General features: G+C 58.4%; 24 protein-coding genes. 11 read left to right on the top strand and 13 right to left on the bottom strand.

Annotation, left to right across the window (positions count from 1 at the left end; all coding sequences use genetic code 11):
• Positions 1-56 precede the first annotated feature (56 nt).
• The 9 genes from dacB (at position 57) to GFN93_RS07595 (ending at position 7,102) form a co-directional block, all read left to right on the top strand.
• Positions 57-1,517 carry a D-alanyl-D-alanine carboxypeptidase/D-alanyl-D-alanine endopeptidase gene (gene dacB, locus GFN93_RS07635; RefSeq protein ID WP_235901726.1) on the top strand — a complete coding sequence of 487 codons (1,461 nt, stop codon included), beginning with the start codon at positions 57-59 and terminating at the stop codon, positions 1,515-1,517.
• 123 nt (positions 1,518-1,640) lie between these two features.
• Entirely contained in the window at positions 1,641-2,309 is a 669-nt protein-coding gene (locus GFN93_RS07630; RefSeq protein ID WP_153500260.1) for a glutathione S-transferase, read from the top strand.
• A 7-nt stretch (positions 2,310-2,316) separates the two neighbouring features.
• Entirely contained in the window at positions 2,317-3,030 is a 714-nt protein-coding gene (locus GFN93_RS07625) for a class I SAM-dependent methyltransferase (RefSeq protein ID WP_153500258.1), read from the top strand.
• Between the two features lie 332 nt (positions 3,031-3,362).
• Complete coding sequence (locus GFN93_RS07620) at positions 3,363-3,809, top strand: copper resistance protein NlpE (RefSeq protein WP_153500256.1); 447 nt, start codon at positions 3,363-3,365, stop codon at positions 3,807-3,809.
• 264 nt (positions 3,810-4,073) lie between these two features.
• Positions 4,074-4,745, top strand: coding sequence for a MotA/TolQ/ExbB proton channel family protein (locus tag GFN93_RS07615; RefSeq protein WP_153500255.1), 672 nt, complete (start codon positions 4,074-4,076; stop codon positions 4,743-4,745).
• Positions 4,735-5,115, top strand: a complete 381-nt coding sequence (locus GFN93_RS07610; protein WP_153500253.1) for an ExbD/TolR family protein — start codon at positions 4,735-4,737, stop codon at positions 5,113-5,115. Before GFN93_RS07615 ends, GFN93_RS07610 begins: the two co-directional genes overlap by 11 nt.
• Positions 5,112-5,582, top strand: coding sequence for an ExbD/TolR family protein (locus GFN93_RS07605; protein WP_153500251.1), 471 nt, complete (start codon positions 5,112-5,114; stop codon positions 5,580-5,582). Before GFN93_RS07610 ends, GFN93_RS07605 begins: the two co-directional genes overlap by 4 nt.
• Positions 5,579-6,295 carry an energy transducer TonB gene (locus tag GFN93_RS07600; RefSeq protein ID WP_153500249.1) on the top strand — a complete coding sequence of 239 codons (717 nt, stop codon included), beginning with the start codon at positions 5,579-5,581 and terminating at the stop codon, positions 6,293-6,295. The genes GFN93_RS07605 and GFN93_RS07600 overlap by 4 nt, the downstream gene beginning before the upstream one ends.
• A gap of 93 nt (positions 6,296-6,388) precedes the next feature.
• Positions 6,389-7,102: a ZIP family metal transporter gene (locus GFN93_RS07595; protein ID WP_153500247.1), complete on the top strand. Its 714-nt coding sequence runs from the start codon at positions 6,389-6,391 to the stop codon at positions 7,100-7,102.
• Positions 7,103-7,407: 305 nt separating this feature from the next.
• On the opposite strand, the gene GFN93_RS07590 is transcribed toward GFN93_RS07595, so the two are convergent.
• From GFN93_RS07590 to urtA, 12 genes are all read right to left on the bottom strand, one after another.
• On the bottom strand, positions 7,408-8,010 hold the full coding sequence (locus GFN93_RS07590) for a flavin prenyltransferase UbiX (protein ID WP_153500245.1): 603 nt from the start codon (positions 8,008-8,010) through the stop codon (positions 7,408-7,410).
• A gap of 2 nt (positions 8,011-8,012) precedes the next feature.
• Positions 8,013-8,468, bottom strand: a complete 456-nt coding sequence (locus GFN93_RS07585; RefSeq protein WP_153500243.1) for a DUF2214 family protein — start codon at positions 8,466-8,468, stop codon at positions 8,013-8,015.
• Positions 8,469-8,750: 282 nt separating this feature from the next.
• Positions 8,751-10,106 carry a UDP-N-acetylmuramate:L-alanyl-gamma-D-glutamyl-meso-diaminopimelate ligase gene (gene mpl, locus GFN93_RS07580; RefSeq protein WP_153500241.1) on the bottom strand — a complete coding sequence of 452 codons (1,356 nt, stop codon included), beginning with the start codon at positions 10,104-10,106 and terminating at the stop codon, positions 8,751-8,753.
• Between the two features lie 373 nt (positions 10,107-10,479).
• Complete coding sequence (locus GFN93_RS07575; protein WP_153500240.1) at positions 10,480-10,809, bottom strand: zinc ribbon domain-containing protein; 330 nt, start codon at positions 10,807-10,809, stop codon at positions 10,480-10,482.
• 27 nt (positions 10,810-10,836) lie between these two features.
• Positions 10,837-12,066: a formamidase gene (gene fmdA, locus GFN93_RS07570; protein ID WP_153500238.1), complete on the bottom strand. Its 1,230-nt coding sequence runs from the start codon at positions 12,064-12,066 to the stop codon at positions 10,837-10,839.
• A gap of 569 nt (positions 12,067-12,635) precedes the next feature.
• The gene (locus tag GFN93_RS07565) at positions 12,636-13,670 is read right to left on the bottom strand and encodes an AAA family ATPase (protein WP_153500236.1); all 1,035 of its coding nucleotides are present in this window, start codon (positions 13,668-13,670) and stop codon (positions 12,636-12,638) included.
• Entirely contained in the window at positions 13,670-14,716 is a 1,047-nt protein-coding gene (locus GFN93_RS07560; protein WP_153500234.1) for an aliphatic amidase, read from the bottom strand. The genes GFN93_RS07565 and GFN93_RS07560 overlap by 1 nt, the downstream gene beginning before the upstream one ends.
• 29 nt (positions 14,717-14,745) lie before the next feature.
• Positions 14,746-15,435, bottom strand: coding sequence for an urea ABC transporter ATP-binding subunit UrtE (urtE, locus tag GFN93_RS07555; RefSeq protein WP_153500232.1), 690 nt, complete (start codon positions 15,433-15,435; stop codon positions 14,746-14,748).
• A gap of 21 nt (positions 15,436-15,456) precedes the next feature.
• Positions 15,457-16,206 (bottom strand): urea ABC transporter ATP-binding protein UrtD, encoded by a 750-nt coding sequence (urtD, locus tag GFN93_RS07550; protein WP_153500230.1) that lies wholly within the window; start codon positions 16,204-16,206, stop codon positions 15,457-15,459.
• Positions 16,203-17,345, bottom strand: a complete 1,143-nt coding sequence (gene urtC / locus GFN93_RS07545; RefSeq protein ID WP_153500228.1) for an urea ABC transporter permease subunit UrtC — start codon at positions 17,343-17,345, stop codon at positions 16,203-16,205. Before urtC ends, urtD begins: the two co-directional genes overlap by 4 nt.
• Positions 17,346-17,354: 9 nt before the next feature.
• Entirely contained in the window at positions 17,355-18,281 is a 927-nt protein-coding gene (gene urtB, locus GFN93_RS07540) for an urea ABC transporter permease subunit UrtB (RefSeq protein WP_153500227.1), read from the bottom strand.
• A gap of 120 nt (positions 18,282-18,401) precedes the next feature.
• On the bottom strand, positions 18,402-19,658 hold the full coding sequence (gene urtA, locus GFN93_RS07535) for an urea ABC transporter substrate-binding protein (protein ID WP_153500225.1): 1,257 nt from the start codon (positions 19,656-19,658) through the stop codon (positions 18,402-18,404).
• Positions 19,659-19,961: 303 nt separating this feature from the next.
• Between urtA and GFN93_RS07530 the strand changes: the two genes are divergently transcribed.
• The gene (locus GFN93_RS07530) at positions 19,962-23,312 is read left to right on the top strand and encodes a hybrid sensor histidine kinase/response regulator (RefSeq protein ID WP_153500223.1); all 3,351 of its coding nucleotides are present in this window, start codon (positions 19,962-19,964) and stop codon (positions 23,310-23,312) included.
• Entirely contained in the window at positions 23,309-24,199 is an 891-nt protein-coding gene (locus GFN93_RS07525; protein ID WP_153500221.1) for a response regulator transcription factor, read from the top strand. Before GFN93_RS07530 ends, GFN93_RS07525 begins: the two co-directional genes overlap by 4 nt.
• Positions 24,200-24,332: 133 nt before the next feature.
• Here the strand turns inward: GFN93_RS07525 and GFN93_RS07520 are convergent, their stop codons facing one another.
• The gene (locus GFN93_RS07520) at positions 24,333-24,857 is read right to left on the bottom strand and encodes a hypothetical protein (RefSeq protein WP_153500219.1); all 525 of its coding nucleotides are present in this window, start codon (positions 24,855-24,857) and stop codon (positions 24,333-24,335) included.
• Positions 24,858-24,918 lie beyond the last annotated feature (61 nt).

Below are 24,918 nucleotides of genomic sequence, written 5' to 3'. Positions count from 1 at the left end.
GTATTCGTATGCTGCCGCTCGCAAGCAGGGTGTCGACATTTTCAAAAGAACTGGGCTTGGCAACTTTGCTGACGGCCTCTCTCCTGATTGGCCAAGCGGCCAACGCAGACACACCAAACCCCATGATGAAAACGGTGCTGAGCACAGCCAAGAAGCTCAGCCTCGACAAGGACAACCTGGCTCTGGCAGCCGTGCCCCTGAATGGTCCCGGTGAAGCGCACTTTATGAATGCCGACCAGCCGTTCAATCCCGGCTCTATCATGAAGGTGGTCACCACCTATGCAGCGTTGGAGCTGCTCGGTCCTACCTACCAGTGGCACACCCGTATCTACACTGACGGCACCATTGAAGGCGACACCCTCAAAGGCAACCTTTATTACGTGGGCAGCGGCGACCCCAAGCTTACTGAAGAGCGGCTGTGGTTGTTGCTGCGCGAACTACGTTCCATGGGCATTGCCCACATTCAGGGTGATCTGGTTCTGGATGGCAGCGTGTTTAATCTGCCCAATGGCATCGCCGATTTTGATGACGATGGCGGCAACCCCAACGCCCCCTTTCTTGTGGAGCCCAACGGACTGCTGACCAACCTGAACGTGCTGCGCATTCGCTCACGGGCAGATGAGCGCGGCATTCACAGCTGGATGGAACCGGCACTGGCCGGCGTCGAGCTCGACAATCAGATCGTGGTTCGCAAGTACGGCTCCTGCCCACGCCGCTTTCAGTTTGATTACACCCCATCCGTGACCGAAGACGGACTGACCAAAATCACCCTGACCGGGGTACTCCCCGAGGGCTGTACCACCTCCAGCTACCTGTCCATTCTGGATCAGGCTGACTACACCGGCGCCTTGCTTGTAGGGCTGTGGCAGCAACTGGGCGGCACCCTCACCGGACAGATCCGCGAAGGCCTGCGCCCACGCGACAGCAGCACCGAACTGCTGGCCACCACCTCCTCCAACGATCTGGTCACCATGGTCCGGGACATCAACAAGTGGAGTAATAACGTGATGGTTCGCCAGCTGTATCTGACGCTGGGCGCCAGGAACCGTACCCCCGATGATGCCGATGACCTGGCCGCCGCAGATCGTACCATCCGCGAATGGATGGCGGGCAAAGGGATCGACAGCAGCAATCTGGTATTCGAGAACGGCTCGGGACTGTCTCGCAAGGAACGTATTTCTGCGCGCCAGATGGGCGAGCTGCTGGAGCAAGCCTGGAATAGCCGCTTTGCCGCCGAGCTGATTGCTTCCCTGCCGCTGGTAGCCATGGACGGCACCATGCGCCGTCGTCTTGGTCACGCCGATATGGCCGGCATGGGCCACATCAAGACCGGCTCCCTCAAGGACGTCCGCTCGATTGCCGGCTACACCAAGGATGAGAACAACACCACCTGGGTAGTCGTAGCCATGGTCAATGACATGCGGGCGTGGAAAACCGAGCCAGTACTCGACGAACTGATTGAGCAGGTGCATCTCGCCGCAAGGGTACAGCCCATCCATACAGCGTCAAATCAGTAGCCGCTCATTCTGCTTTCATGACACCCATGAATTGCTGACGGGTTTGTGCAACACTGCTGCAGGCGATCCAGCACGGATAGCCGCAGCAGTACACTTCCCCAACGCGAATCCGGATTTGTCATCATGATCACTGTCCACCACCTGGAAAACTCCCGCTCCCTGCGCATCGTCTGGATGCTTGAAGAGCTGGGCGAGGAATACCGTATCAAGCACTACAAGCGGGACAGCAAGACCATGCTCGCACCCGCTGAACTTCGCGAGATTCATCCACTCGGCAAATCGCCGGTGATCACTGACGATGACACTGTCGTGGCCGAATCCGGCGCCATCATCGAGTACCTTGCCAACCGCTATGGCGCACCGCAGTGGGTAATTCCCGCCAGCGACCCTCGCTGGCTTCAGGAACGCTACTGGCTACACTATGCGGAAGGCTCCCTGATGCCGCTGCTGGTGATGAAACTCATCTTCAGCCACATTCCCCGCTCCCCCATGCCATTCTTCGTCAAACCCGTCGCCAAAGGCATCAGTGGCAAGGTCATTGGCAGCTTTATCAATCCGCAACTGCGCACACAGCTGGATGTGATCAATCAGCACCTCAGCGAACACACCTGGTTTACCGGCAACGAGCTCAGCTCTGCGGACATCATGATGAGCTTCCCGTTGCAGGCAGCCAGCGCCCGTGCTGATATCGACGCGCTGCCGGCGATCAAGCGCTTCCTGGAGCAAATGGAAGCCCGTCCAGCCTACCAGCGAGCCGTTGAGAGTGCGGGCCCACTGACGCCGATGGGCTAGCAACACCATGCCAGCAGAACCTTCAACGGATCCTGAACGCCGAGTCGTGGACTGCTGGCATGACAGTGCCAGCCATTGGCAGCAGCTGCTTGAGCACCATCGTCTGGCCAGTAGAGCCATGACCAACCCGGCGATCGAACAAGCGATTCTCTCGTACCAACCGGGCACACTGCTGGATGTGGGCTGTGGAGAGGGCTGGCTTGCCCGGCAAATGGCAGCACAGGGCATTCGGGTCACCGCCACCGATGCAGTAGCCACTCTGGTGGAGAGCGCTCGTAGGCAGGACCCGAAAAGCCGGTACCACTGCCTGGAATATGCCGCTCTGCCTGGCCCCCTGAATGGACAACAATACGACCTGGCCGTGTGTAATTTCTCGCTGTTCGGCGACGAATCCGTGCGCAAGTTACTCTCTATCCTGCCCAGCATGCTTTCCCTTGGAGGGAGGGTGCTTATTCAGACTCTCCACCCATTAAGTGCCTGCCAGGGCGACTACCGTGAAGGGTGGCGCAGCAGTCAGTGGCAAGGCATTGACAGTGCCAGCCATCCACCGGGAGAAGCCCCACCCTGGTATTTCCGACCCATGGCCAGCTGGCTCGCCTTGCTACAGCAAACGGGCACGGTCGTTGAGATGGAAGAGCCGCTGGATCCGGATAGTCGACTTCCCTTGTCTGTCATCTTTCACCTTCAACCTGATCAACAACACGAACATAACAAGCGATAACAAAGTGGCTACAGCGTCCACTGACTCGCCCTTCTAGTCTTGCTGCATCTGTCTCTGGATACCGGCCCAATGATCTTGCTTTACTTTCTACTGGTATTTGCCGGCGTGATGGCCTCTGGCCATTACCTGTCACAACGCACCCATCACCATTCAGGCCGTCGGGTTCACTGTGAACGGCCTCTCCAGGCTCTGATAGAGCATTGTCAGCAGCCTCATCCCCATGGCTCAATCAAGATGTCAGGGATTGCTAAAAAGGGTTAAACATCATGAACCTTTCTGGCAGCGAGCCCTCCAAGGCTTACAATGACTGGACACATCGAGGGAGTGAAAAAATGAAGAAAGTATTTCTGGCAGGCATTGCTTCCATGGCCCTGCTGGCCGGCTGCCAATCCCCGCCACCGGTGGAAGAGGAACCGGTCGTCATCAACCCTACCGCCCAGAAAGTGATTTACAGCGGCATGCTCCCCTGCGCGGACTGCTCCGGTATTCGAACGACCCTGACCTTGTACCGCGATCAGTTTGATGCGCCTACGCGCTTCATGCTCCGTGAAGAGTACCTTCAAGGCTCCACCGTGGGTCTGACGGCGGTTGAGCGTGGCGACTGGACGCAGGACAGCCTGGTCAAGAATGACCGGCAGATGGACCTTTACACTATCAATCCGGAAACACCGGACGCGCGACGCCTTTACCTCCGTGACGCTGTGAACGCCGTTGAGCAGCTCGACAAGAACGGCGAAGTCATTGAAAGCAACCTGAACTACCGCCTGCTACGCAAATAAGCGGGCCGCGCGGCATGGCAACCAGGCCATGCCGCCATTTCCTCTCCAGCCCCCCCCCTCCCTCGCCTGAACGCTCCATTTGCTCAACTGCAAATAAGAATGACTTGCATTAAGGGAATGACGGGCCTAATATCGCGAACCGTATTCAAGCTGCTTTTCCGTCAGCACTGTCGCTCTGAGGACATTGCGCCCTCTGACACAAGGCTGTCTTCAGCGCACTTGATCCTCATTACTGATATGCACCCTTCCTGACAGGAGTTCGCCATGCCCCCACTTTCACTGCAGTTGCCGGAATGGTTCGTCAGCGGCGGCATCACCATGTGGGTACTGGCCCTGCTGTCAGTGGTGGCGTTAGCCACCCTGATTTCCAAGGCTCTCCATTTTGCCCGGATTCGCCCCGGCGGCACGCGCCAGGCCGATCAGCTGCTTGATGCCCTGCGCCAGGGCCAGGCGCCGGGCAAGCCGGGCAAACTGTCCGCCCCCGTGGACCGGGTGATCTGGCAATGCTGGAAAAACCGCAATCTCGACGAAGCCGCCTGGCAGGAAGAGAGCCTGCGCCTGGCTCGCTCAGCGCTGGATGAACTCCGCGGCGGCCTGCGTATTCTGGAAGTAATCAGTGCGATTGCCCCGTTGCTGGGCCTGCTGGGTACGGTATTCGGCATGATCGGCGCCTTTCAGGCACTGGAAACCGCGGGTTCGCAGGTGGACCCCTCCATCCTGTCTGGTGGTATCTGGGAAGCCCTGCTGACCACCGCCGCGGGCCTCACCGTAGCGATTCCTGCGCTGGCGGCCTTCCACTGGGCGGATCGCAACATCGAACAATGCCGTGAAAAAATGCAGGATCGCCTCTCCCGTTTGAAGGTCGTCCGTCACATCAAAACCGACGCCGAACCTGTGAATGACAGCAGCGAGCCGGCGGTATCGCATGCATATTGAACCGGAACGCCATCGCGCACCGTTCATCAGCCTGACCCCATTGATTGATGTGGTCTTCATTCTGCTGGTGTTCTTTATGCTGGCCACTCGTTTCGGGCAGTTCAACGATCTGCCAGTCAATGTGCAACCTGCCGACACCAGCACTGATCAGCAGGACGACTGGCTGGTGGTGCAAGTAACTGCGAATGGGGCGCTGATGCTGAACGGTGTCAGCTTCACCCCGGCCTCCATTGCTGACCGGCTGGAAAAACAAGGCCAGAAGGTTTGGGTAACCGTCAGCCCGGAGGTTAGCCTGCAGCTGGCTCTGCGCGCCGTGGATGACATCAAGGCCGCCGGCGCCCGCGACGTGCAACTGGAGTTGCTGCCATGATGATCATGGAGAACAATAGCCGCCGCCCACCGCTGGAACCGGTGTTGCCACTGATTAATGTGGTCTTCTTGCTGTTGATCTTTTTCATGCTGGCCGGTCAGCTGGCCAAGCGCCCCACTGTGACCGTAGACACTCCGGTCAGCCAGGTGGCTAATGGCAATGAAGCGCGGGATAAACTGTTGCTGGTGCTCAAGCCTGATGGACAATGGTTTACCGAGGACACCGATACCCCGCTGACCGATGAGGCCCTGTCGGCATTGATCCACAGCCTGCCCACCGTCACGAATGAAAAGACAGGTGCCATGATCAAGGATGCTGAAGTACGCCTGCTGGCCGACGCCAGCATTACAATGGCATCCTTGCGCCTGCGGCTTGAAGATCTGCAGGCCATGGGGGTGGAGCAGGTCCGTCTGGTGACGCAATCCGATCCTGGCAAGGCCAGCAACGGGAACCACAAGCAGCCATGAACAAACGCACGCTAACGGCCTGGGGCCTGTCCATCGTTATCCATGCCAGCGTCCTGATCACCGTCGGGGCGTTGACCTTGGCCGGTGGCCGCCCGACCCAGCCAGGTGTCACCGAAATGGTCATTAACCTGTCCGCACCACCGGCACAGGCTCCTGCTGTAGCACCACAACCGGTAGCGCAACCCCAGCCACAGCCCAAACCCAGGGTAAAGCCGGCGCCCAAACCGGTGGCCACAAAGCCCCAACCGAAACCCGAACCCAGGCCTGAGCCGGTGAAAGAGCAGGTTGAGCAGGAAACGGCTGCGGTGAATCAGCCGCAGGATAATCGTCAGCAAACCTCGTCGCAGGATCAGCAACAGGGTGCCAGAGGCATTGCCGGGGATCCCGGCAAGGGTGCAGACCAGAGTGGTCAACATGACACCCTGCTCAAGCGCTACCTGGCCACAGTCCGTAACACCATCGAAGACAACAAGCAGTACCCACATCGCGCACGCATGCGCCGTCAGGAAGGCACGGTGAAGATCCGTTTTGCCATCAATGCCAAAGGCCTTACGGAACGGGTCGAACTGACTGACAGCTCCGGGAGCCGGATTCTCGACCGGGCCACACTGGAATTACTTTCCAGGCTGCGTTTTGAGGCCCCGCCACGGGAACTGGACAACATTCCAGTGAATATCACCGTGCCGGTAGACTACAGCCTCAACAACAGTTGATCCCTCGCCTGACGGCCCTTACTTTCGAGAGAGGCAGGACCGTACTGACATGCATCCTGACAGCAGGATTTATCACCCGAACAAGGACAGCGGATGAACCCTCTTACTTTGGCATTACTACTCAGCCTGGCAGCGGGATTAAGCATGGCTGTTGGCGCCTTGATCGCGGTCAAAGAGCGGATCGCCCGTGACTGGTTACGCCAGGAAGTGCGGCATACTGTCATTGCCTTCGGCGGTGGCGCGCTACTCGCCGCCGTTGCACTGGTGCTGGTGCCAGAGGGAGCCAAACACCACACCCCGCTTTCTGCCACGTTGTTGTTCATGGGTGGCGGCATTGTCTTCATGCTGATTGATCGCGCGCTAGCCGCCAAAGGTGGCGCCATGTCCCAACTGTTGGCCATGTTGCTGGATTTTGTTCCGGAAGCGATCGCCCTGGGTGCCGCTCTGGCCGTGGGCGTAGGCCAGGCCTACCTGCTGGCTTTTCTGATTGGCTTGCAGAACCTCCCTGAAGGATTCAACGCTTACCGGGAGATCCGCGACAGCGAAGGGCTGGCGCCGGCCAAGATCATCCTCGCCTTCACCGGGTTGGCCATACTCGGCCCCATCAGTGCCTGGCTGGGTTTCGCCGTGCTGGTAGACATGCCCATCATTCTGGGCGGCATCATGCTGTTTGCCAGCGGCGGCATTCTTTATCTGGTGTTCCAGGACATCGCCCCGCAGGTACCCCTCACGCGCGCCTGGGCGCCGTCACAGGGGGCAGTGGCAGGTTTTGCATTGGGGCTGGTGGGGCATTTGCTGGTGGGGTGAAAGCAGCTACGAGAGACCAGGCGAGGAGCCGTAGGAGCTTGCCTGCAAGCGACCCGAGCGCAGCGAGGCGACCGGAGGGCTTAATGTTCTGTTCAGGAATGTTCAAGGACCTGTCGAGCACGGCCTTCTTGATCGCCCTGCAGTTTGGTGGGAGGGCCAGCCCGGACAAGCGTTTCTGGAATCCTTACCTCGCTTGGGCGCGGATCGCGTGCAAGCACGCTCCTACAGCAGCGTTCTAGAAATGCAGAAGTCGGTAACTATTTTGGGTTTTCCTTTCGAATCGAGCGTAGCTCGTCGCTGATTCTTCACTCCCCCCACCGCTTCACCAGCGTCTGCTCGATCCCAAGATGATCCAGCAACCTGGCCACCATGAAATCCACCAGATCCGAGACACTTTCCGGCTGGTGATAAAACCCGGGGGCCGCCGGCATGATGATCACGCCGAGACGGGCGAGTTTGAGCATGTTTTCCAGGTGAATCGCAGAGAACGGCGTTTCGCGGGGAACCAGAATCAGCTTGCGGCCTTCCTTGATGGCCACATCGGCGGCGCGCTCAATCAGGTTGTCGCTGGCGCCGCTGGCAATGGCAGACAGGGTACCGGTAGAACAGGGGCAGACCACCATGGTGGCGGGAGCACCGCTGCCGGAGGCCACCGGGGCCGTCCATTGCTCCAGACCGCACAGCACCAGCTGGCCCTTATCGGTGCCAACCCAATCGCGCAGCGCTTTCTCCGTAGCGCCGGTACCCGCCGGCAGAGCAAGTTCCGTTTCCGTGCCAATCACAATGCGTGCCGCCTTGGACAGGATCACGAATACCTCACAGTCTGCCAACAGCAGACACTGAAGTAGCCTCAGTCCATAGGGCGCACCGGAAGCTCCAGTAAACGCCAGCGTTACGCGTTTGTTCATGTTCATCCCATTCCGACGCCTCGTGCCATCAAGGCACCGAAAATCGGCATCAGTGATATCAAGTGAATTTCGGCCACCAATGTACGACGCATTGTTCTCTGCAGATCCGGCGTCACCGGCGGTACTCCTTCAGGGACCGTACCACGACGCCAGGCACGCATGAGCTTGGCCGGATACAGGCTGAGCAGGATTATCAGCACAAACACGGTCACCTTGGCGTGAAACCAGGGATTGGCCATGTAAAACGCCATCCCTTTTTCTGTCCACCCGGCCCGGGCCAACCCGCTCACCAGCACAATCAATAACGACACCCAGTAAGCCACATGCAACCAGAGCAGAGTGCGGAAATTGTACTCGTTCACCTGGGTCCGCCAGAACAGCAGCATGCCGTAAACACAGCCGAACAACACCAGAATACCCAGATAATGGGTGGACGCCCAGAACACGGACCAGAACATGGCAAGCCTCTTGAAATGACAGCTTCAAGCTACAAGCTACAACACGAGACAGGCCGCAACTCATGCGATGCCGTACCCGCGATTAAAAGGTTAGAGGAAAAAACGGGTTTCAATACTACAACCCCTGCCCTCTATCAGAGCATTTTTACTGTAAAAGCCTGACCCCGGCGACAATATGACGGGGATCAATCCTGCTGGTTTTGAGAAAGGTTGAAGCGCGGGCACGGCCTCCGCTTTGAATAACCGTAACCCGCGTTGTAGCTTGCAGCTTGAAGCTTGTCGCTACTCTCCCGCCAACGCATCCAGCAACTTCTGATGAATGCCGCCAAAGCCGCCGTTGCTCATTACCACCACATCCAGGGATTCCCCCTTGTGGGCAACGACGCGGGCGATGATGTCATCCAGTGATTCGCTGACGGACGACGGCACCGCGGATTCTTCAAGAACGGAATCCAGCGACCAATCGAGGCCCGGCGGCTGATACCAGATCACTTCATCCGCGGACACGGTGCTACCGGCCAGGGCGGCTTTATGACTGCCCATGCGCATGGTGTTGGAGCGCGGCTCGATGATGGCCAGAATTCGCCCCTCGCCCACCTTGCGACGCAGGCCTTCAAGAGTAGTGGCGATGGCAGTGGGATGGTGAGCGAAGTCATCGTAGACCCTGACGCCATCCACTTCGCCGCGCAGCTCCATGCGGCGCTTCACGCCAACAAACTCGGACAGGGCGGCGGCACCATCGGCCAGCGTCACGCCCACATGGCGTGCCGCCAGCAGGGCGGCCATGCCATTATTGACGCTGTGGCGACCAGTCTGGTCCCAATTCACCTGTGCTACCGGCTGGCCGTTTTCCAGCACGGTAAAGCTGGAGCCATCAGCCTTGTCTAAACGGTAGCCCAGCGACTCTTCCTCACCGAAGCGCTCCACCTCGCTCCAGCACCCCTTCTCCAGGGTTTCTTCCAGGGCGGCTTCGCCGTGGGGAAGGATGATTCTTCCGCTGGCGGGAATGGTTCGAATCAGATGATGGAACTGGGTCTGGATCGCGGCGAGATCGGCAAAGATATCGGCGTGATCAAACTCCAGATTATTCAGGATCACCGTGCGCGGACGGTAATGGACAAACTTGCTGCGCTTGTCGAAGAAGGCGGTGTCGTATTCGTCAGCTTCGACTACAAAGAATGGCGTTTCACCAAGACGGGCCGAAACGCCGAAGTTACCCGGCACCCCACCGATCAGATAGCCGGGGTTGAGGCCCGCATGCTCCAGAATCCAGGCCAGCATGGAGCTGGTGGTCGTCTTGCCATGGGTTCCAGCCACCGCCAGCACCCAGCGGCCCGGCAACACCACTTCCTCCAAAAGTTGCGCACCGGAAGTGTACGCCAGCCCCTTGTCCAGCACCGCCTCCACCGCCGGGTTACCACGGCTCAGGGCATTACCAATCACCACCAGGTCCGGCGCCGGATCCAGCTGGGCCGGGTCATAGCCCTGAATCAGTTCAATACCCGCGGCTTCCAGCTGATCACTCATGGGGGGATAAACGTTCTGGTCGCTGCCGGTGACCCGATGGCCCTGAGCCTTGGCCAGCTGGGCCAGTGAACCCATGAAAGTACCGCAGATACCGAGGATATGAATATGCATGGACGTCGCGCCTGTCTGTGAATCCCTGAACCTTAACGGCTCACCCGCGTCAGGTGAAGACCCGAGGAAGGAATGAACAGGAAAGAAACGAGTTTCGAGTCACGAGTTGCGAAAATCATGAACCCGTTTGACAAGATGAAACAGAGGGGGCGGCGGGTCAAAAGACAGGAGGGAGCATCAGGCGGGGCCCGAGGAGCCTGTCAGCGCATAGCGACATGGCCGACCACCTGGTACCGAAACCGACTCGCGCTTCAGCTTGTATCTTTCTCCGTGTTGCATGTTTCGTGAAGTGTGATGCGGCCGCGAAACGGCAAAAAAAACGGGCAACATCCAGTTGCCCGCAAGGGAAGGTTTACTGCCATAAACCCGTAAACTAGTGGCTGATCATCCAGGGCCGAGCCGACGGGAACATCTTGTTGCCCTCCGCCGTGTAGAACAGCTTGGATTTGCGCTTGTGATGACAGCAGCCCTGCTCTTTCTCGGAATGCTCATTGCCGTGCCGAGGCTCGTGGGCGGCCTTCTCATTCCGCTCAAAGGCCTGGCGTCGTTCAGGAGCCATATCCAGCAGTTCCGGCGCCACCATGATCACCCGGGCGGAGAGCGCACCGCAGGTAGGACAGGGGGCACATTCTCCGGAGGCCTGCATGGGCACCAGATCGTGAAACAGACCGTGGTCGGAACACTTGTAGTCATAAAGCGGCATGATCAGCTCCTATCTTTATCTGCGTCGTTACTTGTCTTTGGACAGAGGAACATCGGTGCTGCCCGCGACACTGTGCTGCGGCCCATCCATCCCCGGCTTGATATCGAAGTCGAAGATATCGGTGGGCAACCACAGGGTGGCACAGGCGTTGGGCACATCCACTACGCCACTGATATGCCCCTGCACTGGTGCACAGCCGAGCAAGGCGTAAGCCTGGGCTCCGGTGTAACCGAACTTCTTCAGGTACTCGATGGCATTGAGGCAGGCCTGACGATAGGCCACGTGCACATCCAGGTAGTGCTGCTTGCCTTCCTCATCCACGGAGATACCTTCGAAGATCAGGTAGTCGTCATACTTGGGCGCCATCGGGCTGGGCTTGAAGATCGGGTTCTTGATGCCGTACTTCTCCATGCCGCCCTTGATGATGTTCACCCGCAGGTGAATCCAGCCTGCCATTTCGATGGCGCCACAGAAGGTGATTTCACCATCGCCCTGGCTGAAGTGGAGATCGCCCACGGACAGACCCGCGTCTTTCACGTAAACCGGGAAGTACACCTGGGAACCACGGGAAAGATCCTTGATGTCGCAGTTACCACCGTGTTCACGGGGCGGAACAGTCCGGGCTCCCTCTGCTGCAGCCTTGGCCTTGGCATCGCCGGTCAACTTGCCCATGTGGGCAGTGTCGGCGTAGGGCAAGTTGGCCAGGCCAGGTACGCGATCCGGTTCGGTATCGTAGAGTTCTTTCTCTCGGCTGTTCCACTCATCCAGCATTTCCTTTGAGGGCAGACAACCGATCAGGCCGGGGTGAATCAGACCGGCAAATTCCACATTCGGAATGTGGCGGGACTTGGTGAACATGCCGTTGAAATCCCAGATGGATTTCTGCGCTTCCGGGAAATGTTCGGTGAGGAAGCCGCCGCCATTCTGCTTGGAGAAGAAACCGTTGAAGCCCCACTGACTTTCTTCGAAAGTGCCGATATCAAGAATATCCACCACCAGCAGGTCGCCGGGCTCGGCCCCTTCCACGCCCACCGGGCCAGTCAGAAAGTGCACCTGGGTCAGATCCACATCACGCACGTCGTCGGCGCAATCGTCATTCTTGATCTGGCCACCGGTCCAGTCATGGCATTCGAGGATAAAGTCGTCACCCGGCTTCACCATTTTTGCCATGGGAATATCCGGGTGCCAGCGGTTATGAATGTTCTCGTTTTCGTAAGGTGATTGGTTCAAATCAATCTTGATAATCGTTTCAGCCATGGTGAGCTCTCCTCCGGTTAGCCACTGGAACCTCCTGTCTCGGCAGGCGATTCCCTCGTTGCGAAACCACTATCGGAAAAATTGCCCAGCCCCACCATTCGCTCATGTCCCACTCGGCGTACGTCATTTGACGTATTGATGGACGCAGGATGCCTGACGCCTGATGCAAAAAGGCCCGCCCGGTAAGCCGGACGGGCCTTTTGCATCGGTAAACACTTGCTATACCCCGCTGCAGGAACGTAGCGCAGCGGAGTAACGCACGGAGTGCGGCCCCGAAGGGGTGAGCGCAGCGAATAACGAGCCTGCCCGCGATCCGAGCCTAAGCGAGGTAAGGATTCCAGAAGCGAGTTTCGAGTACCGAATTTCGAAAAACTAAAACCCGGTGGCCAGGCGCGGGGTTTTAATCTTGGCCTTTCGAAACTCGCTTCTCGCAACTCGAAACTCATTAGCTCGCTTAGGCTCGGATCGCGAGCAGGCATACCCTGACGAGCACAAGGGCTCCTACGGTAGAAAGCACCTCAGGTTGAATCTTGTAGCGTCAGGCGTAAGGCATCCAGCGTCCAGCATCCCTACACCGGAATCACAATCAGCGCCCCACCTTCCATCCGCGCTTCAAAGGTATCTGCCTGGGGATAGTCCAGCATCACCCGGGCCAATGGCGGCGACAGTTCATTGCGTACGCGGCGGGCCATCTCGCGGGCGCCGAAACGTGCATCCAGTGAACGGCAGAGGTGTCGGCGTGCGCCCTCCCCCAGACTCAACACCACCTTGCGCTTTTGCAAAAGACGATTAAGACGATCCAGCTCGATATCCAGCAGCTGCTCACTGAGATCCTTGTCGAGGGGATTGAAGGTAATGATGTTATCGATACGGTTGAGGAATTCGGGATCGAATCGCTGATGCAAGGCATGATCCACCGCATCATGGATCTGCTGCCGGGCGCTCCCCCAGCTCCACCAGCGCTGCTGTTGCTGATGGGCGAGACGGGAGATCTGTGCAGCACCCACATTGCTGGTCATGAAGATCAGGCTGTTGCGGAAGTCAATCTCCCGATTCCCGGCACTCAGGCGTAATCGCCCCCGCTCCAGCACATTCAGCAAGGCACGAACCACTTCCGGGCTGGCTTTTTCCAGTTCATCAAACAGCACGATGCCGGGCTTGCTGAAACTGCCGGCAATCGCCTCCACATTGAACAGCGTCTGCCCTTCCTTGCTACCCACATAGCCTGGCGGTGCGCCCGTCAGCGAGGCCGCATAGTGCTCCTGGGCAAGGGTGCTCATGTCGATGCGACACACCGCATCCGCACTGCCATGAATTGCTTCCGCCAGCAGTCGGACGGTTTCGGTCTTGCCCACACCGGTAGGCCCGACAAACAGCTGCACGGTTAACGGACGATCCGCAGCACCGATATCCGCCTTGAGCACCTGCAGCATGTTGTCGATGCTATCCAGCACATGATCCTGGCCAACGATGCGCGCCCGCAGGCGAGCCATGACCTCAGCCGGATCGAACAGGAAGCGGCTCTGGCGACCGGGGTCGACAGACCAGCGCTGCCGGTCAGCCACCTCCTTGTTCGCCATCATCTGCTCATTGATGAAGGGCATCAGCCACCTGCCGTTTTCTCTTTCCCGTCTACGGGCAATTCACCCACCGGACACTCCGCCACACCGACGGTGGAACGCGTCATGGCTTCCACATTTTCCTGGGCCTTTTGCGCATCCATCACCCAGGTGCGATAGAAATCGAACGGGCAATCCGCTATTCCCTTGTCGCCATCCCCGGAGGCATGGATGCCGGTGTAACCACGATGCAGCAACTTGAACAAATGATTCTGGGATTGATCGTTGGCGCGGGCATCGCGGATCTGGCTCACCGACAGCTGTGCATACTGCACACCCATGTCTTCTTCCCCACATTCCCCCAGAGTGCGGCCATCGAAACCGATGATGGCGGAATGACCGAAGTAGGAGTAAACGCCGTCAAAGCCTGTGGCGTTAGCCACTGCCACATAGCAGTTGTTGGCCCAGGCCATGGACTTGGCCATCATCACCTGCTGCTCCTTGGCCGGGTACATATAGCCCTGACAACGCACGATCAGTTCCGCGCCTTTCATGGCACAGTCACGCCAGATTTCCGGATAATTACCATCGTCACAGATGATCAGGCTGATCTTGAGGCCCTTGGGGCCTTCCGTCACATAGGTGGTATCACCCGGGTACCAGCCTTCGATGGGGCACCAGGGAATACACTTGCGGTATTTCTGGACGATCTCGCCTTCATTGTTGATCAGCACCAAAGTGTTATAAGGCGCCTTGGCCGGGTGCTCTTCGTGGCGCTCCCCGGTGAGGGAAAATACCCCCCAGGTATTGGCTTCGCGGCAGGCTGCGGAAAAGATGGCGGTTTCATCACCGGGCACGGTGGCCGCAGTCTCCATCATTTCATCCGGATCGTACATGATGCCCATGGTGCTGTACTCGGGAAACACCACCAGATCCATTCCCGGCAAACCCTGCTTCATGCCCTTGATCATGTCGGCAATCTTGCGGGCATTGTCGAGCACCTCGGCTTTGCTGTGCAGCCTCGGCATCTTGTAGTTAACAACAGCAACGCCTACCGTATCGTGACTGCTGGAAATATCCCCGTGTCGCATGGTTCTTTCTCCTTTCTACGGTTAAGGAATTACACCGCCAGGTAGGCAGCAATCTTTTCCTGATTCACATCGTCGCCACTTTCTTCGTGAACGATCTGGCCCTTCTCGATCACCAGAATCCGGTCAGCCACATCCATGACGAAACTCAACACCTGCTCGGACACCACGATGGACAAGCCACGTTCGTCACGAATGCGTTTCAGCGTCTTGGCCATATCCTTGATGATGGAAGGCTGAATCCCTTCAGTGGGTTCATCCAGCAGCAACACCTTCGGGCGCGTGGCCAGGGCACGGGCGATGGCCAACTGTTGTTGCTGACCGCCGGACAGATTGCCGCCACGGCGGTTCTGCATTTCCTTCAGCACCGGGAACAGTTCATACAGATCCTCCGGCACTTTCTTTTCGCCGACGGCCGCCAGGCCGGTTTCGATATTTTCCTTTACCGTCAGGGTCGGAAAGATCATTCGTCCCTGGGGCACAAACCCCAGCCCCGCCTTGACGCGCTGAAAACTTTTCAACGAAGACAGGTCCAAACCATCCAGCTCGGCCTTGCCACCACGCATTTTTTCCATCCCGATCAGGGATTTCATCAGCGTGGTCTTGCCCATGCCGTTGCGCCCTACCACCGCCACAATCTCGTTCTCGGCGATGTTCAGGTTCATGCCGTTGATGATGGTGCTCTGGCCGTAAGCCACCTGCAGATTCGATACGTTCAACATAATCAGTACCCCGCGTAAGTGTCAGTGTCCCAGATAGACTTCGATGACTTTTGGATCCTGTTTGACGTGATCAATAGAGCCTTCGGACAACACCTTGCCCTGATGCATCACTGTCACCCGGTCAGCAATATCGCCGACGAACTGCATGTCATGCTCGATCACCAACACAGTGTGGTTTTCGGTAATCACACGCAGCAGTTCCGCGGTCTTCTTCCGCTCCGCCACCGACATGCCCGCCACCGGTTCGTCCAGCATCAGCAGATCCGGTTTCTGAATCAGCAGCATGCCGATTTCCAGCCACTGCTTCTGGCCGTGGCTGAGCAGCGCTGCTTCCTGGTGAAGCATGTCGGTGAGGAAAATGGTTTCTGCCACCTCCTCCACTGCCTTGATCACTTCTGCATCGCGCTTGAAGGCCAGCGCCCCCACCACCGAACGACCGGCGGGATAGGACACTTCCAGGTTTTCGAATACCGTGAGATCTTCATAGATGGACGGATTCTGAAACTTGCGCCCCACGCCGGAGCGAACAATGTTGTGTTCGCTCATCTTGGTCAGTTCCTTGCCCTGGAACTTGATGGAGCCTTCGGTGGCCTTGGTCTTGCCACAGATCAGATCCAGCACCGTGGTCTTGCCGGCCCCGTTGGGACCGATGATGACGCGAATTTCTTTCGGCTCCAGATACAGGGACAGATCGTTCACCGCCTTGAAGCCATCGAAGGACACCGTCAGGCCTTCTACGGCCAGAATGAAATCTTGTTTGCTCGGGCTCATTTCGCTTCCTCCACAGGCAGGGTTGGCGCGTTGTCGGCACTGCGACGCAGCAGGGCCGGCAGCTTGCTCTCCAACGGCATCACGTAACGGCGGTAGAGACCGGCCAGACCATCCGGGAAGGCCAGCACCACGGCGATAAACAGGACGCCCAGGCCGTACAGCCACAGTTCCGGGAAGGATTCAGAGAAGAACGTCTTGGCGGCATTCACGATCAGCGCACCGTAGATGGCACCCAGCAGGGAGTTCCTGCCCCCCACCGCACACAGGATCACCATTTCGATGGACGGCACGATGCCCACAAAGGAAGGTGACATGAAGCCCACCTGCAGAGTGAACATGGCACCGCCAACACCGGCAAACATGGCCGCCAGGCAGAACACGAAGATCTTGAAGGACGCCACGTCATAGCCGGAGAAACGCACCCGGTCTTCCTGGTCTCGCATGGCGAGCAGAATGCGGCCGAGCTTGCTGCGCATCACCCAGGCACCCACGATCAGACAGACAAACAGCATGCCCACGCAGACGAAGTAGAGCAGTGTCTTGGCCTCGTCGGTGCGGATATCCCAGCCCATCAAGGTACGCAGATCGGTAATGCCGTTAACGCCCCCGGTAAAGCCCTGCTGACCGATGATCAGGATGGTCAGGATGGCGGCAATGGCCTGGGTAATGATGGCGAAGTACACGCCACCCACACGCCGCTTGAACATGGCCACCGCAATGATGAAGGCCAGCAACGCCGGTACCGCCAGCACCGCAATCAGGGTGAAGGAAAAGCTGTGGAAGGGTTCCCAGAACCACGGCAGCGCGGTGAGCTGGTTCCAATCCATGAAATCGGGAATCCCGGGAGTGGACTGAATGGCCGTGTTCTCCGGGCTGGACGCTTCCAGCTTGAGGAACATGGCCATGCAGTAACCACCCAGACCAAAGAAGATCCCCTGCCCCAGACTGAGAATGCCACTGCGCCCCCAGCACAGCACCAGCCCCAGTGCCGCGAAGGCATAGGTCAGGTACTTACCGACCATGTTGAGGCGGAAGGCATCCAGTGCCAGCGGGAAGACCACCACCAGCAGCAAGGCTAGCAGCACATAGTAGATGCCCTCGCGGGACTTCAACCATTCGAAGAAAAGATTCGCTTTCATGGCAGCCTCCTAGCGACGCACTTTCAGGGCAAACAGACCTTGCGGACGCAGCATCAGAATGCCGACCACAAACAGCAAGGTAAGAACCTTGGCCATGGAACCACTCAGGAAGAACTCCATGGTGGACTGGGCCTGGGAAATGGTGAAGGCAGAGGCAATGGTGCCGAGCAGACTCTGGGCGCCACCGAACACCACCACGAGGAAGGTATCCACGATATACAGCTGACCGGAGGTCGGGCCGGTGGAGCCAATCATGGTGAAGGCACTGCCGGCAATACCGGCGATACCACACCCCAATGCGAAGGTGACCCGGTCAACCCGGCCACTGTCGATCCCCACCGCTTCGGCCATGGGACGGTTCTGCACCACGGCACGAACCTGACGGCCCCAGCCGGAACGGAACATCAACAGGTAAACGGCAAAGGCAATCAGCAGGGACAACACCATCACGAACAAACCGTTGATGGGAATTTCCACCATATCGGTAACCTGGATGGAACCCATCATCCAGTCCGGCAGACTCACCCCCACTTCACGGGCACCGAACACACTGCGGTAGGTCTGTTGCAGAATCAGGCTCAGGCCCCAGGTGGCCAGCAAGGTATCAAGAGGACGATGATAGAGATGTCGTATCATCAACCATTCCACCAGTGCCCCCAGTGCAAAGGTGACAACAAAGGCCAGGATCATGGCCACAAAGAAATAACCCCCGTATAAACCGGGCATCACACTTTCAAATACCTGGGCAGTCAGATACGTGGTGTAGGCACCCAGAATCATGAACTCACCATGGGCCATGTTGATCACGCCCATTTGCCCAAAAATAATTGCCAGCCCCAGCGCCATCAGTACGAAGATGGAAAACAGCGACAGGCCGGCAAACCCCTGCATGGCGAAGATGGACATCAGCTCCGTCATGGAATAGTCAGCGAACATGGCAGGTACTCCCAAACAGTGATTGGCTTACTGCGATCAGGAACGTCGGCAAGACAGGAAAGAATTCGTTGAAGGAAAAGCCGGCGCCCGATCAAGCTGGGCACCGGTTAACGCAAGTGCTTACTGATAGCCTTCCGGGAACGGATTGGGCTCCATCAGCTCTTCGGTTTCGTAGATCAGCTTGTACTGGCCATCGGTCTGGGCCTGGCCGATACGCGCCTTGGACCAAAGGTGATGGTTCTCGTGGATGCGTACATAGCCTTCAGGCGCAGTGGTCAGCTCGATGCCAGGTGAAGCAGCCTGTACCTTGGCGATATCGAATGAGCCGGCTTTTTCTACCGCAGCCTTCCACAGCCAGGGGCCGAGGTAGGCTGCCTGGGTCACATCCCCAATCACGATGTCGTCGCCCCAACGTTCCTTGAACGCTTTCACGAAGGCTTCGTTGTTGGCGTTGGTCAGGCTCTGGAAGTACTTCATGGAAGCATAGGCACCTTCCACGTTTTCACCGCCGATACCCAGGATTTCATCCTCGGTAACGGAGATGGTCATCAGTAGTGGCTTCTCTTTGGTGAGATCCACCCCGGCCGCTTTCATCTGCTTGTAGAAGGCCACGTTGGAACCGCCCACGACGGAAGCAAAGATGACGTCAGGCTTCTTCAGCTTGATCTTGTTGATCACAGAGTTGAACTGGGTGTGGCCCAGCGGATAGTACTCTTCGCCCACCACTTTCAGGCCCAGCTTGTCGATATGCTTGCGGGCGATCTTGTTGGAGGTACGCGGCCAGATGTAGTCAGAGCCGAGCAGGTAGAAAGTCTTGGCACCTTTCTCCTTGGCCAGCCAGTCGATGCTCGCCAGAATCTGCTGGGTCGCTTCCTGACCGGTATAGATCACGTTGGGAGACTGTTCGAGACCTTCGTAGAAGGTCGGGTAGTAAAGCATGCCGTTGTACTGCTCAAACACCGGCAGTACCGCCTTGCGGGAAGCGGACGTCCAGCAGCCAAACACCGCGGCCACCTTGTCGTTTACCAGCAGCTTGCGGGATTTCTCGGCGAAGGTGGGCCAGTCGCTGGCACCATCTTCCTGGATGTATTCGATCTGACGACCGAGTACACCGCCAGACGCATTGATCTGCTCAATAGCCAGCTTCTCAGCCTGTACCGAGCCGGTCTCACTGATAGCCATGGTACCGGTGATGGAGTGCAGGATGCCCACCTTCACGGTGTCATCGGTGACCGCCAGCCCGGTAGTGTTGGCCGCATCGGCCAGCGCAGTATTGGACAGGGCGAACAGCGCCGGCAGCGCCATCAAGCCCCCCAGCAGATGTCGGCGCGTCCAGGACGACCGACGGGTGGACGTTTGGGTTTTGCTCAGTTTCATGGTTTACCCCTCATCAGCGAAATTCACGGGAAGCACGTCGTGTCCCTCGCTAACGAGTATGTGAATCCGCCCCCTCGCCTCCCATTCGGTGATTGCGCCATCGCACTACGTCATTTGACGCATACCCTCCGCCAGCAATGCCGCCTACCGTAATGCGCGTACACATGCGGGCACGATATATGCATAAAGCTGAGAAGGTGAATTTTGTTCACATATTGCAGCCGCTGACCGGGCAAGGTGGCCCGGCAACGATTCCTGACGGCATCCGCGAAACGGACCTCCGCAGCCGGCAACGGTACTGACATGGCCATTGAGCAACGCATCTTTCGCGTACGCCGCAGCTACAACCAGTGGGTAGCCAACCAGACACTGGAAGACTTTGCCTTGCGCTTCACCGGCAAGGGAGCCCGGCGTTGGTCTGCTGGAAGGGTGGCCGGCACTGCCATCGGCGCGATAACCTTCCTTGCCCTGGAAGCCATCGGTGGGGCGCTCACGCTGAACTATGGCTTTACCAATGCAGTAGCTGCCTGTGTGGCCGTGATGGCGGTGATCTTCCTGCTTGGTCTGCCGGTAAGCTATTACGCCGCCCGCTATGGAGTGGATATCGACCTGCTCACCCGCGGTGCCGGCTTCGGGTATCTGGGCTCTACCCTCACCTCGCTGATCTATGCCTCGTTCACTTTCATTTTCTTCGCGCTGGAAGCCGCCATCATGGCCATGGCGCTGGAGATCCTGTTCGGCATCCCACCGACGATCGGCTATCTGGTCAGCTCTCTGGTGGCCATTCCTCTGGTGATCCACGGTATTACCACCCTGACCCGTTTCCAGCTGTGGACACAGCCGGTCTGGACGATCCTGCAGCTACTCCCTTTCGTCTTCATCCTGCTGCAGGACCCCTCCACCCTGCCGCGCTGGGCCTCTTTCGAAGGGCTGAATAACAGCACCGGCGGATTCAATCTGGTCATGTTCGGCGCAGGTGCCACGGTAATGTTTTCGCTGGTGGCCCAAATCGGGGAACAAGTGGATTTTCTGCGCTTCATGCCGGAAGCGCAGAAAGGCAAACGCGGGCGCTGGTGGCTCGCCCTGCTGTGTGGCGGACCAGGCTGGGCCGTACTCGGCGGGCTCAAGATTCTCGCGGGCTCGTTCCTGGCCGTGCTGGCGTTCTACCACGGCCTGCCGCTGGAGCAGGCTCAGGAGCCCATGCACATGTATCTGGTGGCATTCAGCCATATCACCACCAACCCCACCATGCTGCTGGCACTGGCCGGTATCTTCGTGATTCTCTCCCAGCTCAAGATCAACGTGACCAACGCCTACGCGGGCTCCATCGCCTGGTCCAACTTCTTTTCCCGACTCACCCACAGCCACCCCGGCCGGGTGGTGTGGCTGGTGTTCAATGTGGTGATCGCCCTGGTGCTGATGGAAATCGGGATCTACCGGGCGTTTGAATCCATTCTGGGCAGCTACGCCATGGTGGCGGTGGGCTGGATGGGCGCGCTGGTGGCGGATCTGGTGATCAACAAGCCACTGGGTCTGAGCCCAAAACATATCGAGTTCAAACGCGCCTATCTGTATGACCTGAACCCGGTGGGTTTTGGTTCCATGCTCATCGCCACCGGCATCGGCCTCAGCGCCATGACCGGCGTCTGGGGCGAAACCATCCATGCACTGGCCTCGTTCATTGCGCTGGCCAGCACCTTCATCACCACGCCCTTGCTGGCCATTCTGACCCGCAGCCGCTATTACATTGCTCGCACACCGGACTCCAGCCGAGAACTGGAAGGTCGCGCTTGCTGTATTTGCGAGCACACCTTCGATCGGGAAGACATGGCCTTCTGCCCTGCCTACAACGGCCCGATCTGCTCGCTGTGCTGTTCGCTGGATGCCCGCTGTAACGATAGCTGCAAGACCAACGCGCGCGTCTCTGAACAAGTTATCGACTGGGTCGGAGGCTTCCTCCCGGCTGGCCTGATCAGCCACTTGCGTTCACGGCTGGGTCACTTCCTTGGCCTGCTAGTCACTATCACCCTGATCATGAGTGGCTTCCTGGCGCTGGTGTACTACCAGATTCCGGTCGTCGACCCCCATGTCAAAATCCTGATGGCCGATACGCTCACCAAGGTGTTCGCCATCCTCATCATCATCAGTGGCGTGATCGCCTGGCTATTTGTCCTTGCCCACGAAAGCCGGGTGGTGGCCCAGGAGGAGAGCCGCCGCCAGACCCGCATGTTAATGGAAGAGATCAAGGCCCACGAAAAGACAGACCGGGAACTGCAAAAGGCAAAGGAACTGGCTGAAGCCGCCAACCAGGCCAAGAGTCGCTACCTCACCGGTCTCAGTCACGAACTGCGCTCACCGCTCAATGCCGCCTTCGGTTATGCCCAGCTTCTGGAGCAGGACCCTACCATTCCCGAAAACCGCCGCGATGCCATCGGCGCGATCCGTCGCAGCACCGAGCACCTTTCTGACCTGATTGAAGGGTTGTTGGAAATTTCCAAGATTGAGGCCGGCCGGCTGGAGCTGTATCGCAACCAGGTGTGTGTGCCGGAGCTGATTGATGAGCTCGTCACCATGTTCCAGCTGCAGGCCGCCGAGAAAGGCATCGGCTTTGAATTCCTCAGCAAGAGCACCATCCCCAATTGGGTCACCACGGATGAAAAGCGGCTTCGCCAGATTCTGATCAACCTACTCTCCAATGCCATCAAATTCACCCGCGAAGGTCAGGTGACCATGACCTTCCGCTATCGCAATCAGGTGGCGGAATTCCGCATTGCCGATACCGGTGTCGGCATTGACGAGGAAGACTTGCAGCGGATTTTCAGGCCCTTCGAGCGAGTGCGAAAACCCGGCATCCCCAGTGTCCACGGCACCGGTCTCGGGCTGACCATTACCAAACTGCTGGCCGACATCATGGGCGGCGATATCCAGGTCAGCAGCGTACCCGGTCAAGGCAGCGAGTTCCGCCTGTCGGTGATGCTCTCGCGTCTCAACGGCCCCGACCCGGTGAACCCGGAACGGCGCCCGGTGATCGGCTATACCGGCGAACGCAAAAGCCTGCTGGTGGTGGATGATGATCCGTCTCATCGTGGCCTGATCAGCGACCTGCTGACGCCGCTGGGCTTCATCATCAACGAGGCTCCAGACGGAGAAACCGGCATGCAGCTGGCCCGGCATACCCAGCCGGACCTGATACTCATGGATATTTCCATGCCCGGCATGAATGGCTGGGAAACGGTGCAACACATTCGCCGCCAGGGCTACCGTGGTCCCATCGTCATGCTGTCTGCCAACGCCCGGGAGAATCACCCGGACATCCCTGACGGCATGCACAACGATTACCTGACCAAACCCCTGAAACTGAGCGCGCTACTGGACAGCTTTGCTCGCCTGCTCAATCTTGGCTGGCTACACCAAGCCACCGAGCCCAAACGCATCCCGGTGGTCACTGCTGAACCGCATGCCTCTCTTGACCAGGACGTGCGCGATGAACTGCTGGCTCTGGCCGAGATCGGCCACCTCTCTGGTCTGCGCGAGCGTCTTCATCAGGCAAAAGCCCAAGGGCTGCTGCCGGACACACTGGCAGCAGATCTGGATTCCCGACTGACCCTGTACGATTTTCAGGCGGTAATCCGCCTGCTGGAGAATGCCTCATGAGCGCCGCTCAACGGAAAGACCTTATCCTGGTAGTGGATGATTCACCGGACTCCCTCGGCATGATTCACCAGGCGCTGGATCAGGCCGGCCTGACGGCACTGATTGCCCTGGAAGGTGAACAGGCACTGGGCATTGCCGAGAAGATGACGCCGGACCTGATTCTCATGGATGCCCTGATGCCAAACCTGGACGGTTTCGAGACCTGTCGCCGACTGAAGCAGAACCCGATGCTGTCTTCCGTACCGGTGATCTTCATGACCGGCCTGACCGAAAGCGCCGATGTGGTGCGTGGCCTGGAAGCTGGCGGCGTGGATTACGTCACCAAGCCCGTGCGCCCCAACGAATTGATTGCCCGTATCAAGGTGCACCTGAATAACGCACGCATGACCCAAAGTGCACACACCACCCTGGATCGGCTTGGGCAAAGCAGTTTTTCCACGGACAACACAGGGCGATGGCGCTGGGGCACGCCGCAGGTGGATCAGCTTCTGGAAAAAACCGACGTGGAGCGGGACGCACTCTCGGAGCAGGTGGGGCAGTGGCTGCGACACAGCCCGGAGCCGGGACAGCAACTCAACCAACTACCCGGCAACCTGCAGCTGCGTTATCTGGGGCAATCGGAAGCCGGCGAGCATCTGTTCCGCCTGCTCCATATCGACAGCGATGCGGAACTGGAGCTACTGAAAAATTCCCTGCACGTCACCCAACGCGAAGCCCAGGTACTGGTGTGGATCGCCCACGGCAAGACCAACCGGGAAATTGCCCAGATCCTGGAACTGAGCCCACGGACCGTGAACAAGCACCTGGAACAGATCTTCCGCAAGCTGGGGGTGGAAAACCGCACCGCGGCGGCGGCCATGGTGATTCAGTATCTGACTCGGTATTGAGAAGCAGTTTCGAGGTACGAGTGACGAGGAGCGAAAGGCAAACAACAGCCCGTATCCGGGTCAGGTTTTGATTTTCGAAACTCGCTTCTCGTAACTCGGTCCTTGAGCCCCGACCCCAGACAGGAGACCAATGCTAGGACGCAGGCACCAGCACGGAAGGCAGCACCGTCGCAATGGTGCCGAAACTCAGCACCAGCAACATCATGGCAATGGCCAGCCCGAGGAACGGACCCACATTCAGGGCGCGGTGAAAAATGAATGCCTGGGCAGCCAGCTGCCAACTGACCAGCAACAGATAGAAGACCTCGAGACCTCCTGAGGCCCCACCCAGCAGAACGCCCGCCGCCAGCAACGGCAGGTTGACGATAGAAAGCACCACGTCCACACCCACCAAGGCGATAGCCGTCTGCATCCAGCGGCCAGCCAACCCCTTGAAGGACAACAACACCAGAGTACTAAAGAGCAGTATGCCCAACGCCAGCCACTGACTGACCAGCAACAGCCCCGCCGGCACATCGTTCTGAGACAGACCAACCACCAGCTGCAGGCCAGTCCACATCATCAACACCACGGCAAGAATGGTGGGGGAATACGGCGTATCTTCCGGCCCGGCCCGAAAAATCGCCAGCCGCCAGAACAAAGTCATCAAAGCTTTCATGGGAGGCTATTCTTCCAGAGCGGGAGGGAAAGGCAAGCGGAGGGACAAGCTACAAGCTTCA

It is taken from the genome of Alcanivorax sediminis, assembly GCF_009601165.1.
In the GTDB taxonomy this organism is placed as follows: Bacteria; Pseudomonadota; Gammaproteobacteria; order Pseudomonadales; family Alcanivoracaceae; genus Alcanivorax; species Alcanivorax sediminis.
This window is presented reverse-complemented; position numbering and strand designations above follow the sequence as displayed.

Excerpts from the sequence above, each read along its gene's own strand:
- GFN93_RS07630 (WP_153500260.1), top strand. The coding sequence starts at position 1,641 with ATGATCACTGTCCACCACCTGGAAAACTCCCGCTCCCTGCGCATCGTC.
- GFN93_RS07625 (WP_153500258.1), top strand. The coding sequence starts at position 2,317 with ATGCCAGCAGAACCTTCAACGGATCCTGAACGCCGAGTCGTGGACTGC.
- GFN93_RS07620 (WP_153500256.1), top strand. The coding sequence starts at position 3,363 with ATGAAGAAAGTATTTCTGGCAGGCATTGCTTCCATGGCCCTGCTGGCC.
- GFN93_RS07615 (WP_153500255.1), top strand. The coding sequence starts at position 4,074 with ATGCCCCCACTTTCACTGCAGTTGCCGGAATGGTTCGTCAGCGGCGGC.
- GFN93_RS07610 (WP_153500253.1), top strand. The coding sequence starts at position 4,735 with ATGCATATTGAACCGGAACGCCATCGCGCACCGTTCATCAGCCTGACC.
- GFN93_RS07605 (WP_153500251.1), top strand. The coding sequence starts at position 5,112 with ATGATGATCATGGAGAACAATAGCCGCCGCCCACCGCTGGAACCGGTG.
- GFN93_RS07600 (WP_153500249.1), top strand. The coding sequence starts at position 5,579 with ATGAACAAACGCACGCTAACGGCCTGGGGCCTGTCCATCGTTATCCAT.
- GFN93_RS07595 (WP_153500247.1), top strand. The coding sequence starts at position 6,389 with ATGAACCCTCTTACTTTGGCATTACTACTCAGCCTGGCAGCGGGATTA.
- GFN93_RS07590 (WP_153500245.1), bottom strand. The coding sequence starts at position 8,010 with ATGAACAAACGCGTAACGCTGGCGTTTACTGGAGCTTCCGGTGCGCCC.
- GFN93_RS07585 (WP_153500243.1), bottom strand. The coding sequence starts at position 8,468 with ATGTTCTGGTCCGTGTTCTGGGCGTCCACCCATTATCTGGGTATTCTG.
- mpl (WP_153500241.1), bottom strand. The coding sequence starts at position 10,106 with ATGCATATTCATATCCTCGGTATCTGCGGTACTTTCATGGGTTCACTG.
- GFN93_RS07575 (WP_153500240.1), bottom strand. The coding sequence starts at position 10,809 with ATGCCGCTTTATGACTACAAGTGTTCCGACCACGGTCTGTTTCACGAT.
- fmdA (WP_153500238.1), bottom strand. The coding sequence starts at position 12,066 with ATGGCTGAAACGATTATCAAGATTGATTTGAACCAATCACCTTACGAA.
- GFN93_RS07565 (WP_153500236.1), bottom strand. The coding sequence starts at position 13,670 with ATGCCCTTCATCAATGAGCAGATGATGGCGAACAAGGAGGTGGCTGAC.
- GFN93_RS07560 (WP_153500234.1), bottom strand. The coding sequence starts at position 14,716 with ATGCGACACGGGGATATTTCCAGCAGTCACGATACGGTAGGCGTTGCT.
- urtE (WP_153500232.1), bottom strand. The coding sequence starts at position 15,435 with ATGTTGAACGTATCGAATCTGCAGGTGGCTTACGGCCAGAGCACCATC.
- urtD (WP_153500230.1), bottom strand. The coding sequence starts at position 16,206 with ATGAGCCCGAGCAAACAAGATTTCATTCTGGCCGTAGAAGGCCTGACG.
- urtC (WP_153500228.1), bottom strand. The coding sequence starts at position 17,345 with ATGAAAGCGAATCTTTTCTTCGAATGGTTGAAGTCCCGCGAGGGCATC.
- urtB (WP_153500227.1), bottom strand. The coding sequence starts at position 18,281 with ATGTTCGCTGACTATTCCATGACGGAGCTGATGTCCATCTTCGCCATG.
- urtA (WP_153500225.1), bottom strand. The coding sequence starts at position 19,658 with ATGAAACTGAGCAAAACCCAAACGTCCACCCGTCGGTCGTCCTGGACG.
- GFN93_RS07530 (WP_153500223.1), top strand. The coding sequence starts at position 19,962 with ATGGCCATTGAGCAACGCATCTTTCGCGTACGCCGCAGCTACAACCAG.
- GFN93_RS07525 (WP_153500221.1), top strand. The coding sequence starts at position 23,309 with ATGAGCGCCGCTCAACGGAAAGACCTTATCCTGGTAGTGGATGATTCA.
- GFN93_RS07520 (WP_153500219.1), bottom strand. The coding sequence starts at position 24,857 with ATGAAAGCTTTGATGACTTTGTTCTGGCGGCTGGCGATTTTTCGGGCC.